Source organism: Actibacterium atlanticum, assembly GCF_000671395.1.
GTDB classification, from domain to species: Bacteria; Pseudomonadota; Alphaproteobacteria; order Rhodobacterales; family Rhodobacteraceae; genus Actibacterium_D; species Actibacterium_D atlanticum.
The window spans coordinates 275,732-292,416 of record NZ_AQQY01000003.1; the positions used below are offsets into that span (position 1 = coordinate 275,732).

Annotated in this window: 18 protein-coding genes; 8 read left to right on the plus strand and 10 right to left on the minus strand. The window is 59.0% G+C overall.

Features of this window, described 5'->3' with window-relative positions; all coding sequences use genetic code 11:
- Positions 1–16 precede the first annotated feature (16 nt).
- A complete protein-coding gene (locus tag ATO10_RS07130; protein ID WP_035249800.1) occupies positions 17–1,270 on the minus strand; it encodes a DNA polymerase IV in 1,254 nt (417 codons plus the stop codon).
- Between the two features lie 127 nt (positions 1,271–1,397).
- Between ATO10_RS07130 and ATO10_RS07135 the strand changes: the two genes are divergently transcribed.
- A complete protein-coding gene (locus tag ATO10_RS07135) occupies positions 1,398–2,294 on the plus strand; it encodes an SPFH domain-containing protein (RefSeq protein WP_035249803.1) in 897 nt (298 codons plus the stop codon).
- The gene (locus tag ATO10_RS07140) at positions 2,294–2,563 is read left to right on the plus strand and encodes an NfeD family protein (RefSeq protein ID WP_035249805.1); all 270 of its coding nucleotides are present in this window, start codon (positions 2,294–2,296) and stop codon (positions 2,561–2,563) included. The genes ATO10_RS07135 and ATO10_RS07140 overlap by 1 nt, the downstream gene beginning before the upstream one ends.
- Here the strand turns inward: ATO10_RS07140 and ATO10_RS07145 are convergent.
- On the minus strand, positions 2,560–2,931 hold the full coding sequence (locus ATO10_RS07145) for a winged helix-turn-helix transcriptional regulator (protein WP_035249807.1): 372 nt from the start codon (positions 2,929–2,931) through the stop codon (positions 2,560–2,562). The two genes, ATO10_RS07140 and ATO10_RS07145, sit on opposite strands and share 4 nt — an antisense overlap.
- A 102-nt stretch (positions 2,932–3,033) precedes the next feature.
- Here ATO10_RS07145 and ATO10_RS07150 point away from each other — a divergent pair, with 102 nt between their 5' ends.
- Positions 3,034–3,660 carry an NAD(P)-dependent oxidoreductase gene (locus ATO10_RS07150; protein WP_035249809.1) on the plus strand — a complete coding sequence of 209 codons (627 nt, stop codon included), beginning with the start codon at positions 3,034–3,036 and terminating at the stop codon, positions 3,658–3,660.
- Here ATO10_RS07150 and pyrF read toward each other — a convergent pair whose 3' ends face one another.
- Together pyrF and ATO10_RS07160 are read right to left on the minus strand one after the other, a co-directional pair.
- Positions 3,661–4,380, minus strand: coding sequence for an orotidine-5'-phosphate decarboxylase (pyrF, locus tag ATO10_RS07155; protein ID WP_035249811.1), 720 nt, complete (start codon positions 4,378–4,380; stop codon positions 3,661–3,663).
- A 51-nt stretch (positions 4,381–4,431) separates the two neighbouring features.
- Positions 4,432–4,707, minus strand: coding sequence for a hypothetical protein (locus tag ATO10_RS07160; RefSeq protein ID WP_035249814.1), 276 nt, complete (start codon positions 4,705–4,707; stop codon positions 4,432–4,434).
- Positions 4,708–4,923: 216 nt separating this feature from the next.
- Between ATO10_RS07160 and clpB the strand changes: the two genes are divergently transcribed.
- On the plus strand, positions 4,924–7,539 hold the full coding sequence (gene clpB, locus ATO10_RS07165; protein WP_035249816.1) for an ATP-dependent chaperone ClpB: 2,616 nt from the start codon (positions 4,924–4,926) through the stop codon (positions 7,537–7,539).
- A 167-nt stretch (positions 7,540–7,706) separates the two neighbouring features.
- Positions 7,707–8,183, plus strand: a complete 477-nt coding sequence (locus ATO10_RS07170; RefSeq protein WP_035249818.1) for a hypothetical protein — start codon at positions 7,707–7,709, stop codon at positions 8,181–8,183.
- 153 nt (positions 8,184–8,336) lie between these two features.
- Here ATO10_RS07170 and ATO10_RS07175 read toward each other — a convergent pair whose 3' ends face one another.
- From ATO10_RS07175 to ATO10_RS07200, 6 genes are all read right to left on the minus strand, one after another.
- Positions 8,337–8,888, minus strand: a complete 552-nt coding sequence (locus ATO10_RS07175) for a hypothetical protein (protein WP_155886710.1) — start codon at positions 8,886–8,888, stop codon at positions 8,337–8,339.
- Between the two features lie 60 nt (positions 8,889–8,948).
- On the minus strand, positions 8,949–9,848 hold the full coding sequence (locus tag ATO10_RS07180) for a calcium-binding protein (RefSeq protein WP_155886711.1): 900 nt from the start codon (positions 9,846–9,848) through the stop codon (positions 8,949–8,951).
- 179 nt (positions 9,849–10,027) lie between these two features.
- Positions 10,028–11,449: a fasciclin domain-containing protein gene (locus tag ATO10_RS07185; protein WP_035249823.1), complete on the minus strand. Its 1,422-nt coding sequence runs from the start codon at positions 11,447–11,449 to the stop codon at positions 10,028–10,030.
- Between the two features lie 60 nt (positions 11,450–11,509).
- Positions 11,510–11,995, minus strand: a complete 486-nt coding sequence (locus ATO10_RS07190; RefSeq protein ID WP_035249825.1) for a fasciclin domain-containing protein — start codon at positions 11,993–11,995, stop codon at positions 11,510–11,512.
- 69 nt (positions 11,996–12,064) lie between these two features.
- The gene (locus ATO10_RS07195) at positions 12,065–12,553 is read right to left on the minus strand and encodes a fasciclin domain-containing protein (RefSeq protein ID WP_035249826.1); all 489 of its coding nucleotides are present in this window, start codon (positions 12,551–12,553) and stop codon (positions 12,065–12,067) included.
- A 188-nt stretch (positions 12,554–12,741) separates the two neighbouring features.
- Positions 12,742–13,188, minus strand: coding sequence for a DUF302 domain-containing protein (locus tag ATO10_RS07200; protein ID WP_035249829.1), 447 nt, complete (start codon positions 13,186–13,188; stop codon positions 12,742–12,744).
- A 129-nt stretch (positions 13,189–13,317) separates the two neighbouring features.
- On the opposite strand from ATO10_RS07200, the gene ATO10_RS07205 reads away from it, so the two are divergent.
- The 3 genes from ATO10_RS07205 to msrQ all read left to right on the plus strand — a co-directional run bounded on the left by ATO10_RS07205 (position 13,318) and on the right by msrQ (position 16,476).
- Positions 13,318–14,868: an FMN-binding glutamate synthase family protein gene (locus ATO10_RS07205; RefSeq protein ID WP_035249922.1), complete on the plus strand. Its 1,551-nt coding sequence runs from the start codon at positions 13,318–13,320 to the stop codon at positions 14,866–14,868.
- A gap of 105 nt (positions 14,869–14,973) precedes the next feature.
- Positions 14,974–15,876 (plus strand): protein-methionine-sulfoxide reductase catalytic subunit MsrP, encoded by a 903-nt coding sequence (gene msrP, locus ATO10_RS07210; protein ID WP_155886712.1) that lies wholly within the window; start codon positions 14,974–14,976, stop codon positions 15,874–15,876.
- Between the two features lie 3 nt (positions 15,877–15,879).
- Positions 15,880–16,476: a protein-methionine-sulfoxide reductase heme-binding subunit MsrQ gene (gene msrQ, locus ATO10_RS07215; protein WP_035249831.1), complete on the plus strand. Its 597-nt coding sequence runs from the start codon at positions 15,880–15,882 to the stop codon at positions 16,474–16,476.
- Positions 16,477–16,685 lie beyond the last annotated feature (209 nt).

The following is a 16,685-nucleotide window of genomic DNA, read 5'->3' on the forward strand; positions in this document are numbered from 1 at the left end:
ACCGTACCAGCCCCTGCTATCGCAACGCGCGGCCTTTGGTGATGGCCTCTTTTCCGAACCGATTCCGAATTTTGTCTGTGGCGCGCTCGGCACGCGCGCGTTTCGTTGCGTCGGGGTCCAACAGGTCCGGGCTGCGATCCGCATCGGCGGCGTCGCTTAGGTGCGATAGCCCAACCCCGATCAGCCGAAAGGGCCCTTCTTTCAACGCTGGCTTCAACATGGCTTGTGCGGTTCTGTAGATGCGATCAGCGATTTGCGTCGGATCGCTTAGCGTCTGGCGCCGGGTCAGGCCGCGATGATCTGAACGTTTCAGTTTCAGCGTCACCACCAACCCGGCCAAATCACGGGCTTTGGCCCGGTCGGCGACTTTCTCGGACAGCCGCCAAAGATGCCCGTCCAGCGAACCGGTGTCCGTGGTATCCTCGAAAAATGTGGTCTCGTTTGAGATGCTTTTAATCGGCGCGCGTGCAGAAATACGCCGCCGATCCTGCCCCCGGGCCAGATGGTACAGTCGCTCTCCCATTGCGCCAAACCGTGCCTGCAGGTCACTTTTCTCCCAGCGGCGCAAGTCGGCGAAGGTGCGAATGCCCGCCCGTTCAAGCGCCGCGCCCCCCGCCGCGCCGACACCCCAGATCAGACGCACAGGTTTATCAGCCAGAAAGTCCATCGTTTCCGCCTTGCCGATCACCGCGAAACCGCGCGGCTTGTCCAGATCAGACGCTACTTTGGCCAGAAACTTGTTATGTGACAGGCCGATGGAGCCGGAAATGCCCAGTTCATCTTCCATACGTTTGACCAGTCGGGCCAGCATCACCGCAGGCGGGTGGCCATGCAGGCGTTCGGTACCGGTCAGGTCGATGAACGCTTCGTCCAGCGACAGAGGCTCGATGTCGGGCGTCAACTCCGCCATCAAGGCGCGAATGTCTTTGGACACTTCGTAATACAGTGCGCCATTGGGTTTGATCACCACCGCATCGGGGCACAGTTTCAGCGCCTGAAACATCGGCATGGCAGACCGTACACCACGAATGCGCGCGACATAGCACGCGGTCGATACAACCCCGCGCCGCCCGCCGCCGATGATCACCGGCTTGTCCGCCAGATCAGGGTTTTCGCGTTTCTCGACACTGGCGAAAAACGCGTCGCAATCCATATGGGCGATGGACAGGCTGAACAGTTCCTCATGCGCAATAACCCGCGGGCTTGCGCAGGCGGGGCAGCGCGGGGAAGGCGGGATTTCAGACAGGCAATCGCGGCATAAAGTTTGCATGTGGCACCAGGGTTAGACCGCCTTTAGTGTAACAGTGCAATCGTCGGCGCACCATCACACAAGCTTGATGAGCGCGGGCCAAACCCCTATGTCTGGGGCAACTGAATTTAGGGTTTCGGAGTTTAAGATGAATGAATTAGAGCAATTGATCGGGCCGCTTTCGGGGGGCTCTGTTGTCACCCTGCTGGTGGCTGGTTTCATCATTCTGGTCATCTTGAAAGGGGTGCGCATTGTGCCCCAGTCTGAACAGCATGTGGTGGAACGGTTTGGCCGGCTTCGTTCGGTTTTGGGGCCGGGGATCAACCTGATTGTGCCGTTTCTGGATCGTGTTGCGCATCAGGTTTCCGTGCTGGAACGCCAGCTGCCCAATGCCAGCCAGGACGCAATTACCAGCGACAACGTTCTGGTACAGGTCGAAACCAGCGTGTTTTATCGGATTTTGCAGCCCGAACGCACTGTGTACCGGATCCGCGATGTGGATGGCGCCATCGCCACCACCGTGGCCGGGATCGTGCGGGCCGAGATCGGCAAGATGGAGCTGGACGAGGTGCAATCCAACCGCGCCCAGCTGATTGGCAAGATCAAGGAATCGGTCGAAGACGCCGTAGATGACTGGGGGATTGAGGTCACCCGTGCCGAAATTCTGGATGTGAATCTGGATCAGGCCACCCGCGAAGCCATGTTGCAGCAGCTGAATGCGGAACGTGCCCGCCGCGCGCAGGTGACCGAGGCCGAGGGTCATAAGCGCTCGGTTGAACTGTCCGCCGAAGCCGAGCTTTACGCCGCTCAAAAAGAGGCCGAAGCCCGCCGTATCGCCGCTGATGCCGAAGCCTATGCGACGGAGGTTGTGGCCAAGGCAATCAAGGAAAACGGCATCGAGGCGGCGCAGTATCAGGTCGCGCTGAAACAGGTCGAAGCCCTCAACGCGCTGGGCAATGGGGATGGCAAACAGACCATCGTGCTGCCCGCGCAAGCTTTGGAAGCCTTCGGTGATGCGTTCAAACTGCTGAAGGGGAGAGCTTGATGCTTTGGGACAACTGGTGGGTTTGGGCCGCTGCGGCCGTTGGTCTTGCGATCCTTGAAACCCTGATCCCCGGCTATGTCTTCCTGGGCTTTGCCGCCGGTGCGGCGCTTGTATCTGTGCTGACGCTGATTGGCGTCAGCCTGACCCTACCTTGGATGCTGTTGATCTTTGCGATGGCGTCGCTGGTTGCATGGATCGCGATGCGCAAGGTTTTCGGCCTGAAAGGCGGCACCGTGCGCCGCATTGATCACGACATCAACAAAAATTAGGCCATCTGCGCCAGTTTAGCATCGAACGCCGCGCGGGATTCTCGCACGGCGTTTTGGTTTATCTCTGCCCACAGGCGCATCGGTTCGACGGTTTCGATCAGGGATTGGCCCATCGGGGTCAGAGCATATTCCACCTGTGGCGGCGCCAAGGGCAACACGGTGCGGGTGACCAGCCCGTCACGTTCCAAATGGCGCAGCGTGACCGACAACATCCGTTGCGAGATTCCGTCGATCACCCGGCGCAACGCGTTGAATCGGCAAGGTCCATTGCGCAGCTCGATCAGCACCAACAGGCTCCAGGCATCGCCGATCCGGTCCAGAACATCCCGGATTGGGCAGGCGTAGTTCACAGCGCGGCGTGCGGGCATGGGCGGTTCCCTTCGGGTAACTATAAGACCTAATCCTTCGTATTCCGCTGTAGGTCTTAAATGCGTATTTGGTTACTAACCGTAACCTAAAGGACCGTACATATGAACCTGTTTTTGATTGGCGCAAGCGGCATGATCGGATCGCGCATTCTGGCAGAACTCTCTGCGCGCGGACATCAGATCACCGCAGCCGCCCGCAGCCCCGAAAACATTGCTGACTTACCGGGGGTGACAAAGGTCGCCCTGCAGGCAACCGATGGGGACGCCGTGATCAAGGCGGCGGAAGGGGCAGAGCTGATCCTGTCTGCCAGCTCGCCCCGCTTTAGCGGGGATGCCACTGCAGATGCTGCTGCTTTGGGCGCCGCTTTGGTTGCGGCTGGCAAGGAAACCGGCCTGCCGATCATCATGGTGGGTGGGGCTGGCACGCTGTCCTTGCCTGATGGGAACCCGGTGATGGACCTGTTGCCGCCCGAGATCAAACCCGAAGCCTTGGGAATTCGCGCTGTGAAGGAGTCGTTGCAAGAGGCCGGGCTGGATTGGACCTATCTGGCCCCCTCAGCGATGATCGAGCCGGGCGAGCGGACTGAAACCTTCCGCGTCGGTGGGACAACCCTGCTGAGTGATGCAGAAGGCAACAGCCACATCAGCGCCGAGGATTATGCCATCGCCTTTGCGGACGAAGTCGAAACCCGCGCCCATAAGGGGCAGGTCTTTACCGTCGGCTATTGATCAGTGATTGCGGCGCGTGGCCTGGGCCGAGGCCAGCTCGGCCTGAATGGCCTGCGCCGCGCCGCGCGGATCGGGTGCCTGCCAGATCGGCCGCCCGACGACGATGTGATCTGCCCCGTCAGCCACCGCGTTGGCCGGAGTTGCAACACGTTTTTGATCACCCAGATCGGCTCCGGCCGGGCGCACGCCGGGGGTGACAATCAGTTTACCTTCGGCCTCGGGCAGGGCGCGGATCAACGCGGCCTCCTGCGGCGAGGCAATCACCCCATCCGCACCTGCGGCAAAGGCATTTCCGGCGCGTTCCTGCACCAGATCTTTGATCTGACCGGGTTTGATCAGGGCGCCGTCCAGATCAGCGCGATCCAGCGAAGTTAGGATCGTGACCGCCAGAATTTTCATGTCCTTGCCCCCGGAGCCCTCCTTCGCGGCGCGAACCACATACGGGTCACCATGTACGGTCAGGAAATCCAGATCGAACTGCGCCAGCCCGCGCACGGCCTTTTCCACCGTCGCGCCGATATCAAACAGCTTCATATCCAGAAAGATGCGCTTGCCGTGTTCGGCCTTCAGCTCGTTCGCCAAAGCCAGCCCGCCACCGGTCAGCATGCCCAGCCCGATCTTGTAAAAGGATACTGCATCGCCGATCCTTTCGGCCAGTTGCAGCCCCTCTAACGCGTTGGGCACGTCCATTGCTACGATCAGGCGGTCATCGGCGGTCATCTCAGGCTCCTTGGCTGGGTTGCTCCTGCCTAGTCGCGATCTGCGTGCGCTTCAACCCTGTGCACTGTCGTCATAGATCAACTGCGGCGGTGCGCGGCGGCGATGTTCGGGGAGGCGCGAAAGTTGCCGGCTTGCATCGGCCAGCAATTCGGAATGCAAGCGCGTTGTCTCGGTGCTTTGGGGCAGATCGGAATGGCAGGTTACCATCATCGTGACATTGCTACATGCGGTAAGCTGCAGCTGGGCGACGTGGCGGGCGCAGGCGCTGTCAAATTCTGACACCACGACCCGGGCGAGATAGGTACTGGGAACGGGGGACTCGATCATGCGCTTATCTTGACAGGATCGGCAAAGGGGGAGCATGGGAGAGTCAGACGACTTCTCCCCCTCTGGTCCAACAGGGCGGGGCCAACATGTGACAATTTTGCCACCGGCATGGGTTGAAACCGCGCGCAGGCAAGCACACATTTATCCCGAGGCCCAAAGGGGTGTGCCGCAATGCGGGCATCTTGAACGAGGGGCGCTTAGTAAAAGGAGAGACCGATGAACCTAGAGAAGTTCACGGAGCGGTCGCGCGGCTTTATTCAGGCGGCTCAGACCATTGCCATGCGGGAAAACCATCAGCGGTTGGCCCCCGAACACCTTCTGAAAGCATTGATGGACGACGATCAGGGGCTCGCCAGCAACCTGATCAAACGCGCGGGCGGTGCGCCCGAACGCGTGGTCGAGGCCGTTGATCAGGCTTTGGGCAAGATTGCCAAAGTTTCGGGCGACGCGGGCCAGACCTATCTGGATCAGGCCACCGGCAAAGTCTTGGACGAGGCTGAAAAGCTGGCCACCAAAGCAGGGGACAGCTTTGTCCCGGTAGAACGTATTCTGACTGCGCTGGCCGTGGTGAAGTCGAAAGCGCGCGAGGCGCTAGAGGCCGGCGCCGTGACCCCGCAAAAGCTGAACGGGGCAATCAACGACATCCGCAAGGGTCGCACGGCCGACAGCGCCAGCGCCGAGGATGGGTATGATGCGCTGAAGAAATACGCCCGCGACCTGACCGAGGCCGCTCGGGAGGGCAAGATCGACCCGATCATTGGCCGGGATGAAGAAATCCGCCGGGCCATGCAGGTGCTAAGCCGCCGCACCAAGAACAACCCTGTTCTGATTGGCGAACCGGGCGTGGGTAAAACCGCGATTGCCGAAGGGCTGGCCCTGCGCATCATTGATGGCGACGTGCCCGAAAGCCTTAAGAATAAAAGTCTGATGGCGCTGGATATGGGTGCGCTGATCGCCGGTGCGAAATATCGCGGCGAGTTCGAAGAGCGCCTGAAGGCGATCCTCAAGGAAATCGAAGCCGCCGCCGGAGAGATCATCCTGTTCATCGACGAGATGCACACGCTGGTCGGCGCCGGTAAAACCGATGGCGCGATGGACGCCGCCAACCTGATCAAGCCTTCGCTTGCGCGGGGCGAACTGCACTGTGTCGGCGCCACTACGTTGGATGAATACCGCAAGCACGTCGAAAAAGACGCGGCTTTGGCACGGCGTTTCCAGCCGGTGATGGTCGAGGAACCAACGGTCGAAGATACGATCTCGATCCTGCGGGGCATTAAGGAAAAGTACGAACTGCACCACGGCGTGCGGATTTCCGACAGCGCGCTTGTCTCGGCGTCGACGCTGAGCCACCGCTACATCACCGACCGTTTCCTGCCCGATAAGGCGATTGACTTGGTGGACGAGGCCGCCAGCCGTTTGCGGATGGAAGTCGACAGCAAGCCCGAAGAGTTGGACGCGTTGGACCGGCAGATCATGCAGATGCAGATCGAGGCCGAGGCGCTGAAACTGGAAGACGACGTGGCGTCGAAAGATCGTCTTGAAAAGCTGGAGCGCGAGTTGGGCGATCTACAGGAACGCTCGTCGGAAATGACGGCCAAATGGCAGTCAGAACGCGACAAGCTGGAAGGCGCGCGCGAGCTGAAAGAACAGCTGGACCGTGCCCGCGCCGAACTGGATGGCGCCAAGCGTGAAGGCAATCTGGCCAAGGCCGGCGAGCTGTCCTATGGCGTGATCCCGGAACTTGAGCGCAAGCTGTCTGAGGCCGAAGAGGCCGAGGGCGATATGATGGTCGAAGAGGCCGTCCGCCCTGAACAGATTGCGCAGGTTGTGGAACGCTGGACCGGTATCCCGACCTCCAAGATGCTGGAAGGCGAGCGCGAAAAACTGCTGCGTATGGAAGACGAGCTGCACAAGCGGGTCATCGGCCAGAAATCTGCCGTGACCGCCGTGGCCAATGCGGTGCGCCGCGCGCGGGCTGGTTTGAACGATGAAAATCGTCCGCTTGGCTCTTTCCTGTTCCTGGGGCCGACCGGCGTTGGTAAGACCGAGCTGACCAAAGCCGTGGCCGAGTACCTGTTTGACGATGACGGCGCCATGGTGCGGATCGACATGTCAGAGTTCATGGAGAAACATGCCGTCGCCCGTCTGATCGGTGCGCCTCCGGGCTATGTTGGCTATGACGAAGGCGGGGTGCTGACCGAAGCTGTGCGCCGTCGCCCCTATCAGGTGGTGCTGTTTGACGAGGTCGAGAAAGCCCACCCGGATGTCTTTAACGTGCTGTTGCAGGTGTTGGACGATGGGGTGCTGACCGATGGTCAGGGCCGCACCGTGGACTTCAAGCAAACGCTGATCATCCTGACGTCAAACCTTGGCGCGCAAGCGCTGAGCCAGCTACCGGATGGGGCGGATGCATCAGATGCCAAGCGCGATGTGATGGATGCGGTGCGGGCCCATTTCCGCCCTGAATTCCTGAACCGTCTGGACGAAACCATCATCTTTGATCGGCTGGCCCGCGAAGACATGGATGGCATTGTCGAGATTCAGCTGCGCCGTCTGGTCAAACGTCTGGCGGGCCGCAAGATCGGGCTGGAACTGGACGCCGATGCCAAAACCTGGCTGGCGGACGCGGGCTATGACCCCGTGTTTGGCGCGCGCCCCCTGAAGCGGGTGATTCAACGCAATCTGCAGGACCGTCTGGCAGAACTGCTGTTGGGTGGAGAGGTGATGGATGGCGATACGATCACCGTCAGCGCCGGGGCTGATGGGTTGATCATCGGGGATCGCGTCGGCACCTCGGACGCGCAACCGCCCAATGATGCGGTCGTGCACTAAGCTTCAAAGGCCCCGCTTCGGCGGGGCCTTCCGGTCTTTGGCCATATGCGTGCGGCGCAGCCGGAGATTTGGACAAAGGCACACCACCCTAAGTTGACTGTTGACGCTTTCATGGCCCGCAGAGCACTCTGGCCGTCTGACGCACACAGAAATTGGGAGGATTGAGAGTGTCGCTGGAAGATTCAAAGCTGTATCGGATTCGAGTGGTGACCGCGGATGTCGATGACGCGGGGACGGATGCAGAAGTCGATATAACGCTGCGCAATGACAGCATCCATGAAACCATCGAAGTTCGAAGCGGTCTTGAGAAGAATACACAGGACGACTTCTTTTTCTTCAGTTCGAAGTTCTCGCTTCCCTGTGAAGTCGTGTTCGAAATGGGGGGGCTCGGCGCTGGCAACAAACCCGGCTGGCTGTTGAAGGCCTTTCAGATCGCGCGTTACGATGTGACAGCGGCGGAAGTCATGATGACGGGGCAAAACCCTGCCAAAGCGGTTTCTTTGTTGGGCAAAGAAGCCAGCACGTTCATTTCGGTGATGACCGGCAACGAAAGCAAAGGGGAAGCTGGCTGGATTTACCCCTACAGTTCGCAGGAAGCTGGCAAGGACAACGCGCTCAGCAATCAAACCTATACCGTTGGGTGATCTAGAGCCAAGGGTCACGGGCGGTCCGGTCTGCAGCAAAGATGGGCTTTGGGTTTTGCACCGTTCAGGGCGCATCCCGACTGGCGGATACATCAAGCTTTGGATACGGACCTAACTAAGAATAGGGCCCACCCCGTGTTTAGGGTGGGCTTTTTAATGGGCGAAGGCGGCGGGTTGGCCGCTGGGCTCCACGATGTCTTTCAGCACCATCAGGTAGTCATTGCTGCGCGACCACGCAGGCAGGTTATAGGCCCCCAGCCGGTAATGGGCGCGCATGGTGTCATCATGATGATCTGCCACCCATTTGTAATAATACGTGTCGCCTTCGACATGCATGATGCCATGGATGACATGTGGGCCTGACTGTGAATCCCTGACTTCGGCCCGGCAGGGGCCAAGAATGCGCATACAGTTGCGCGGAGAGAACGTTTGCCAGCGCCCCGATGCAGTGTGGCGTTCAACCTCGTGCCCCTGCGGATCAAAGAACCGGGTTTCCATAAGTTCGCCGTAGGCTGAATTCAGACGTCGCTCCATCACGTGCCGCCCGCCGCGTTCGCCGATATAAACATCGACCCAACGCCGATTTTCCGACCCTTGATACCAAGCCTGCAACCCGACGGGCATATTGGTGAAATCCACGCCAATATTACCCGCCCAGGCGGGCGCGGCGAAAGCAAACAGGATCAAGATCAAGAATCGCAGCATCGACAGCATCCCTTGCCCGGCAAGGGTTGCCGCCGATCTTTTAAGATTCCGTTGAAAGGGTCACAGGATGAAGTCGTCTGCGCCCAAATCCTCGGTTGTCAGGTTGCGCAGCAGCAGGCTGTCACCGCCCCCAAAGTCAAACAACACGCCGTCTTCGGTGTCTGCTGCATAGGTCATCAGCTCGTCGAAATCTTCGAAGTCGAAAGTGGTCAGCTTGATCAGGTCGTCGCCATTGCCGAAGTCTTTGATCGTGTCATTGTCACTGCCGATCTTGAACACAAACACATCCGCACCGGTGTTGCCGATCATCAGGTCGTCGCCTGTGCCTGCTTCCATCCAGTCATCGCCGCTGCCACCTTGCAAAGTGTCCCGGCCGCCGCCGCCCGACATGGTGTCATCGTTCGCGCCGCCGATGATCTTGTCATCGCCTTTGCTGCCCCACAATTGATCATTGCCAGCGTCACCATGGATTTCGTCATTGCCGTTACCGCCCCGGACAAGGTCATCCCCTTCTCCACCTGACACGAAATCATGGCCGTTACCGCCACGCACATCATCATTGCCAAGGCCGCCATAGACCTGATCATCATTGCTGTTGCCGGTGATCCAGTCGTCTCCGTCGCCGCCTTCCAGATAATCGTCGCCAAAACCACCATCCAGCGTGTCATTGTCATCACCGCCAAACAGCATGTCGTTGTTCTTGCCGCCGTTCAGGGTGTCGTCGCCTTCATCGCCATAGATTTCGTCCTGCCCTTTGGCACCAGAAACCGTGTCGTTGCCGGCACCACCATGATAGATGTCATCGCCAGCCAACAGTTCAACGATGTCATCCCCGGACGAGCCGGTCAGCGTGTCATCGCCCGGTGTCGGCATGGGCACCGCATCTTCAGCGATTAGAGTTGAATTAAAGAACGTCGAAATAGAACGGGCATAAATTGCCCGCAACAAAATAGAAGCCACTATACTTCCCCCACCAGTTTATCGCCGCATTAAATTACGGCTCTGCTTCGATGGCGGAATGCCACCTCTGGTCTATTGGTTCCTAAAAGAACGCCCCAACTATACAGACCTGATAGGCGTTGCACAGAAAAAAGGCGGCGCCATTTGGCCCCGCCTTGATCAACGATCTGAGGATGATCTTACATCATAAGGTCATCTGCGAAGATGAAATCGTCCTCGGCCGGGGCGTTCCCAAGACCATGGACCACGGTGATGCTGTCCCCTTTGCCGTAGCCAATCGTGGTGGTGAACAGGCCCTGTTCGACACTGATATCGTGCAGGTTGGTCGCGCCGGTGTTGGACAGGTCAATCATATCCGCACCGCTTTCAAAACCCAGCACGAAGTCAGTGCCATCGCCGGTATTGAAGATGAACAAATCCGCTCCGGTTCCTCCGGTAAGAAGGTCCAGACCGGTGCCTCCGATGACAGTGTCGTCTCCGGCCCCGGCATTGATGATGTCGATGCCGCCATTGCCGTCGATCAGATCATTGTCTGCTCCGGTCGCTACATTGCTGGCACCCTCATCCCCAATCACCAGATCAACATCGTTCGAACCATCAGATTGAAGCACGTCCGCCGGGATCAGAACGCCGTCGATCACGTGCACAACGCCGTTTTCGGCCTGAATGTCAGTGGCGATGATATCGGGGTTCGGGATGTCAGGGTCATTGTCGACCAAAGAAGCCCCATCGACGCCAATCGTCGCCCCCAGCAGGGTGTCGATCTGCGTGGCACTCAGCACCTGGCTGGCCTGCAGCGACTCGGGCGCCACGTGATACAGCAGGATATCGGTCAAGAGAGGGATCGGATCGCCGCCGCCAAGAAGGGTCAGCGCTTCGACAAGATAGCCAAACGCCCCTTCTTCGTCGCTGCCTGCATACCCCAGAGCATTGGCCAGATCTATGAAGGCCTGATCAATTGGGGCAAAGGCGGTCAGATCGGCGTGGGCATCATCCAGCGCACCAACCAGCCCGGCGGCATCCAATGCCGTCAGAAGCATGTCAAAGTCACCCGGATTTTCGTCAAACCCTGCGCCGCTGCTGGCGACAATCCCCGCGATGGTGGGCGCGTCATTGCCGGGCAGATCAATCGGTATCAGGATACGGTCAATGACATGGATAATCCCATTGTCGGCGGGCACATCGGTAAAGATCAGAGACGGATCGATCAGGTCGGGTTCATTGTCGACCAGCGTCGGCGCATCAACGGTGATCGTGCCGCCCAGCGTATGAACACTGCCAGCGTTGACGATATCTGTGCTGGTCTGCGTGCCGGGGGACACATGGTAAAGAAGCACCGCCTCCAGCGTTTCGGGGGTGACATTGTCGACCAGAAACTGGGTCACGGCGGCGGTGTCGGCGGGGTCCCCGACATAGCCAAAATCCTGCGCCAGTGCGGCGAAAGCATCATTGGTGGGGGCAAAGACTGTCAGGTCGGCATCTGCTGCGGACAGCGCACCTGCAAGGTCTGAGTCGGGCACATTGGCATCGACATACCCGATGACGGTTTCAAGGATCGAAAACTGCGGCAACACGGTAACAATAATATCGAGACGTGCCATGGTAAGACCTCCCTTATGGCAAGACGTATGGGAAAGGCCCGCCGAAGCGGGCCTTTGGGATTAGGGCAGGATGACTTTGTCGATCACGTGGATCACGCCGTTGCTGGCGATGATGTCTGCGGTCACGACATTGGCGCCGTCCACCTTTACACCGTTGCGCGCATCAATATGCACGGTTGAACCTTGGACGGTTGCAACGCTAAGGCGTTGGCCGGCCAGCTGGTCGCTGGTCACCGCACCGGGCACGACGTGATAGGTCAGGATCGACACCAGCTGATCTTTGTTTTCGGGCAACAACAGGCTTTCGACGGTGCCGGCGGGCAGGGCGGCGAAAGCATCATTGGTGGGGGCGAAAACGGTGAAGGGGCCATCGCCCTTCAGGGTGTCCACCAGGCCAGCGGCCGATACGGCGGCCACAAGGGTGGAAAAGTCATCATTCGAGGCAGCGATATCGACGATATCGGGATCCCCCATTTCAGCGCAGGCGGATACGGTGCCTGCGATGGCAAGGGCAGCAAGGGATTTAAGGGCAAAACGGCGGTTCATGGTCTGTCTCCTGGTTTGTGGAATAGGGGCGGGTGGCCCAAGCCACCCGCAGCGCGGTTGGGTCCGCGATTATTTCATTGAAGGGGGAAGGATCACGGCATCGATCACATGGATCACGCCGTTGCTGGCTTCGACGTCGGCGGCGACCACGGTGGCGCCGTCAACGGTGACTCCGCCTTCGGTCATGATCTTGACGTCCGAGCCTTCAACCGTGCCCGCCATCATGCCATTGGTCAGATCGCCTGACATGACCTTGCCGGGGACCACGTGATAGGTCAGTACGGCGGTCAGCTTGTCCTTGTTTTCAGGCATCAGCAGCATTTCAACCGTGCCTTTGGGCAGGGCGGCAAATGCATCATCCGTGGGGGCAAACACGGTGAACGGGCCTTCGCCCTTCAGGGTATCAACCAGGCCAGCGGCGCCAACGGCAGCCACCAGCGTGGTGAACGAGCCAGCACCAACTGCGGTGTCGACAATATCTTTGGAATGACCGCCAGCGAAAGCCGGGGCGGTCATGATCGCGGTTGCGGCAAGGGTCATGAAAGTTCTGCGAAACATGGGGTTCTCCATCAGTAGGACGCCCTGAGCGGCATCACGAGGGTTACGGACCCTCCCTGAAACTGGATGTAGAATTTTCCCGGATATCTGCCCTTGAAAGAAAACAGCCGGGCGCTAAGCCCGGCTGTTTATCGGTTTCCACTCACGGTTCCGTGAGCGGGCTTTATCTGTTGTGAAGCTGGATTGGGTCAGTCCAGCTCCAGCGCGTCCCGAACAATCCCGTCCAAAAGCGCTTCGACCTTCTTCATCGGGCCTTCGGGAAAACTGTTGAACCCCACGACAGTTTCATCGGGCGTTTCGGGGCGCACATAGACGAAGATGTGATAGGGGCAGAAACGCACGTTGGTGATGTCAGCTTCCATCACCTCGCGCGATATTTTCGCCGAGCAGAACCCGTAAATATCAGCATGGGTAAACAGCACCACATCCGAGCCTGCGGCCTCGCGGGTGCGTTCCAGCATGTCGCCCGTGTGGCTGACGGAATCAATCACCAGCCCGGCCCCTTCGATCGCACTCTCGATACCGAAGGTCACATCGTCGAATGTTTCATCGGTCGTATAGGTGATGGCGGTCTCGGCAACCGCCGGTCCCGCCAGCATAAGCGCTGCTGCAAGCGCGCAGATCAATTTTTTCATCAGTCCTCCCCCACAGTTTCGATATTGTTACACAAGGTTATTCCTGCGTAGATCACAGTGCGGTGTAACGTGGCTGAGCGCTACTCTATGCGCTCGAAACATATTGTAAAAGAGGAATATGACACCATGATGGATTGGGCCGGCCGTGCAATTGAAATCATGGCGATGACATTTGTCGTTGTCATCGGGGTGGCGGTGCTGGCCGCGGTGATCATGTTCTGGATCGACCGGACCCAAACCGGAGACGCGATCCGCCGGAACTATCCGGTAATCGGGCGCTTTCGCTCGCTGTTCAGCGAGCTGGGCGAATTCTTCCGCCAGTACTTCTTTGCTATGGACCGCGAGGAAATGCCGTTTAACCGCGCGCAACGCAACTGGGCCTATAACGCCTCTGAGAAAAAGGGGAATACGATTGCCTTTGGCTCGACCCGAAACCTGAACGTTCCCGGCACGCCGATCTTCATGAATGCTGTCTTCCCGCCGCTTGATGATCAGTATTCAACGACTGAACCCCTGCTGATCGGGCCGCATTGCGCCAAACCCTATGAAGCGCCCTCAATCTTTAACATCTCGGGCATGTCTTACGGCGCGATTTCAAAACCAGCGGTGCAGGCACTTAGCCGAGGCGCCGCGCAGGCCGGGATTTGGTTGAACACCGGCGAAGGCGGTTTATCGCCCTATCACCTCGAGGGAGAGTGCCACATTGTCTATCAGATCGGCACCGCCAAATTCGGGGTGCGCGACGCCGCGGGCGATCTGAGCGATGACCGCCTGCGTCAGGTGGCCTCGAACCCACGGGTCAAGATGTTTGAAATCAAGCTTAGTCAGGGCGCCAAACCCGGCAAGGGAGGCATCCTGCCCGCCGCCAAGATCGACGAAGAGGTCGCACGCATTCGCGGTGTGCCCATGGGGCAAGATGCAATCTCGCCCAACCGCCACCGCGAGGTGAACGACTTTGACGGACTGCTGGACCTGATCGCCCGCATCCGCGACGTCACCGGAAGACCGGTCGGTATCAAAACCTGTATCGGCTCGGCCGACCCGTGGTTCGACTTTTTCCGCGAGATCAAAGTACGCGGGGCTGAATCCGCGCCAGACTTTATCACCGTCGATGGCGGCGAAGGTGGCACGGGGGCGGCACCCATGCCGTTGATGGATCTGGTCGGCCTGCCGCTGCGCGAAGCCTTGATCCGCATGGTGGACCTGCGCGATCTGGCCGGGCTGCATGATCGCATCCGCATCATCGCCAGCGGTAAGCTGATCGTGCCGGGCGATGTGGCCTGGGCGATTTGCCTTGGGGCCGACTTCGTGGTCTCGGCGCGTGGCTTCATGTTTTCGCTGGGCTGTATTCAGGCGCTCAAGTGCAACAAGAATACCTGCCCGACAGGCATCACCACCCATATCCCATCCCTGCAAAAGGGCTTGGTGGTCGAAGAGAAAGACAAGCGCGTCGCCGCCTATGCCAAGGCCGTGATCAACGAGGTCGAAACCATCGCCCATTCTGTTGGCGTGCCAGAGCCGCGTCTGATGCGGCGGCGTCATGTGCGGGTTGTTGGCGATGATGGCGCATCGGTTCAGCTCAACGAACTCCACCCTTCGGTTCAAATTGATGACGAAGGACAGGTTTCAGCCGGGGGTCACCCACAGTTTGAGCAGGCCCTGAAGCGGATGCAGGTCTGAGGGCAGCGCGCCGATCCTGCACCGGTATTCTAACGCAGACGTGAGAAATGTTTTGATGCGCTTGCGATAATGTCTTCCTATCTGCCGGGGAAACAGAAGGGTCTAATGCGCATGTACCGCTCGAAGCTGAAATATTCCGACGTCACACCGAAAGAGATGTTCTTTAACCGCCGCCAGTTTCTGGCTGCGGCCGGGGCCAGCGCTTTCGCCCCAGCCGCCTTCGCGGCCAGCCCCTATGACACGGAAGAAACGCCCAACAGTTTCGAAGAGATCAGCAACTATAACAACTTTTATGAATTCGGACTGGGCAAAGAAGACCCGGCCCGCAATGCCCATACCCTGACGACCGATCCCTGGTCGGTCAAAATCGACGGGCTGGTTGAACAGCCGGGCGACTATGATCTGGCCGACATTCTGGGCAATGTCACACAGGAAGAACGCATCTATCGTTTCCGCTGTGTCGAGGCCTGGTCGATGGTCGTGCCGTGGCGGGGGTTTGAGCTGGCCCAGCTGTTGGAGCGCGTGGGGGTTCAGCCCTCGGCCAAATACGTGGCCTTTGAAACGCTGGTCCGCCCCGAGGAAATGCCGGGTCAGCGCTCGGCCATTCTGGAATGGCCCTATCGTGAAGGGCTGCGCCTGGACGAGGCCATGCATCCGCTAACCCTGATGGCGACGGGGCTTTACGATCAGGACCTGCCCAACCAGAACGGTGCGCCTTTGCGTTTGGTGGTGCCGTGGAAATATGGCTTCAAGTCGATCAAGTCGATTGTCCGCATCACCCTGACCGAAGAAGAACCGCCTACCAGCTGGAACATGGCCAACCAGCGCGAGTACGGGTTCTATTCCAACGTGAACCCGCTGGTTGATCATCCACGCTGGTCGCAAGCCACCGAAAAACGCATTGGCGGGGGCTTGTTTGCCAAACGCATCCCCACCCCGATGTTCAATGGCTATGAAGAAGAGGTCGCCGACCTGTACGCAGGCATGGACCTGAAGGTGCACTTTTAACCGATGAACCATCTGAACCAGCTTTTGCGCCGGGTGCCGGTCTGGCTGCTCTATACGGTGGCGCCGGTTTATCCCGCGTGGCTTCTCTATCTTGGTCTGACCGGCGGGTTAGGGGTGGAGCCTGTCGAGGTGTTGGAACACCGGATGGGCGAAGCCGCGTTGCAGTTGTTTGTGCTGACCCTTGCCATCAGCCCTCTGCGCCGGGTCGCCGGGCTGAACCTGCTGAAGTTCCGTCGTGCCATCGCGCTGATCGGCTTCTTCTACGTGGTGCTGCATCTGCTGGTCTGGGCGGTGCTGGATGTGCAGGCCCTGCATCGGGTCTGGGCGGATGTTCTGAAACGCCCCTACATCACCGTTGGGATGGTCGCGTGGGGGCTGATGATCCCTTTGGCGCTTACATCCAACGACTGGTTTGTGCGCAAACTGCGTGGAAACTGGCGTAAACTTCATCGTTTGACCTATGTCGCCGTGCCGCTTGGCGCCGTGCATTACGTAATGTTGGTCAAAGGCTGGCAGCTGGAGCCGCTTTTGTACCTCGCGGCGATCATCGGTCTTTTGGTGCTGAGACTCCGATTCAAGGCCCGGCGTCAGCCGGTTTGAATCACTCTCCCTGTGGACAACTCTGATCAGGGTGAATGTTTGCTGGGGTTTGCGACGGTTGTTCGGCATTTTCCTGCAGTGCAGCAAAAAACATATCACTCCAAGTCCTTGTTATTATTCACAAAACCATCTTTTTTGCAAAAACTGTCATCTTTCTGCAAAAAAGCACTTGCGGGTTTGGGTGGGTAGCCTTAGAACCCCCTTCACCG

Bases quoted from the DNA above. Each gene is read 5' to 3' on its own strand.
- ATO10_RS07130 (WP_035249800.1), bottom strand. From the start codon at position 1,270: ATGCAAACTTTATGCCGCGATTGCCTGTCTGAAATCCCGCCTTCCCCG.
- ATO10_RS07135 (WP_035249803.1), top strand. From the start codon at position 1,398: ATGAATGAATTAGAGCAATTGATCGGGCCGCTTTCGGGGGGCTCTGTT.
- ATO10_RS07140 (WP_035249805.1), top strand. From the start codon at position 2,294: ATGCTTTGGGACAACTGGTGGGTTTGGGCCGCTGCGGCCGTTGGTCTT.
- ATO10_RS07145 (WP_035249807.1), bottom strand. From the start codon at position 2,931: ATGCCCGCACGCCGCGCTGTGAACTACGCCTGCCCAATCCGGGATGTT.
- ATO10_RS07150 (WP_035249809.1), top strand. From the start codon at position 3,034: ATGAACCTGTTTTTGATTGGCGCAAGCGGCATGATCGGATCGCGCATT.
- pyrF (WP_035249811.1), bottom strand. From the start codon at position 4,380: ATGACCGCCGATGACCGCCTGATCGTAGCAATGGACGTGCCCAACGCG.
- ATO10_RS07160 (WP_035249814.1), bottom strand. From the start codon at position 4,707: ATGATCGAGTCCCCCGTTCCCAGTACCTATCTCGCCCGGGTCGTGGTG.
- clpB (WP_035249816.1), top strand. From the start codon at position 4,924: ATGAACCTAGAGAAGTTCACGGAGCGGTCGCGCGGCTTTATTCAGGCG.
- ATO10_RS07175 (WP_155886710.1), bottom strand. From the start codon at position 8,888: ATGCTGCGATTCTTGATCTTGATCCTGTTTGCTTTCGCCGCGCCCGCC.
- ATO10_RS07185 (WP_035249823.1), bottom strand. From the start codon at position 11,449: ATGGCACGTCTCGATATTATTGTTACCGTGTTGCCGCAGTTTTCGATC.
- ATO10_RS07190 (WP_035249825.1), bottom strand. From the start codon at position 11,995: ATGAACCGCCGTTTTGCCCTTAAATCCCTTGCTGCCCTTGCCATCGCA.
- ATO10_RS07195 (WP_035249826.1), bottom strand. From the start codon at position 12,553: ATGTTTCGCAGAACTTTCATGACCCTTGCCGCAACCGCGATCATGACC.
- ATO10_RS07200 (WP_035249829.1), bottom strand. From the start codon at position 13,188: ATGAAAAAATTGATCTGCGCGCTTGCAGCAGCGCTTATGCTGGCGGGA.
- ATO10_RS07205 (WP_035249922.1), top strand. From the start codon at position 13,318: ATGGATTGGGCCGGCCGTGCAATTGAAATCATGGCGATGACATTTGTC.
- msrP (WP_155886712.1), top strand. From the start codon at position 14,974: ATGCGCATGTACCGCTCGAAGCTGAAATATTCCGACGTCACACCGAAA.
- msrQ (WP_035249831.1), top strand. From the start codon at position 15,880: ATGAACCATCTGAACCAGCTTTTGCGCCGGGTGCCGGTCTGGCTGCTC.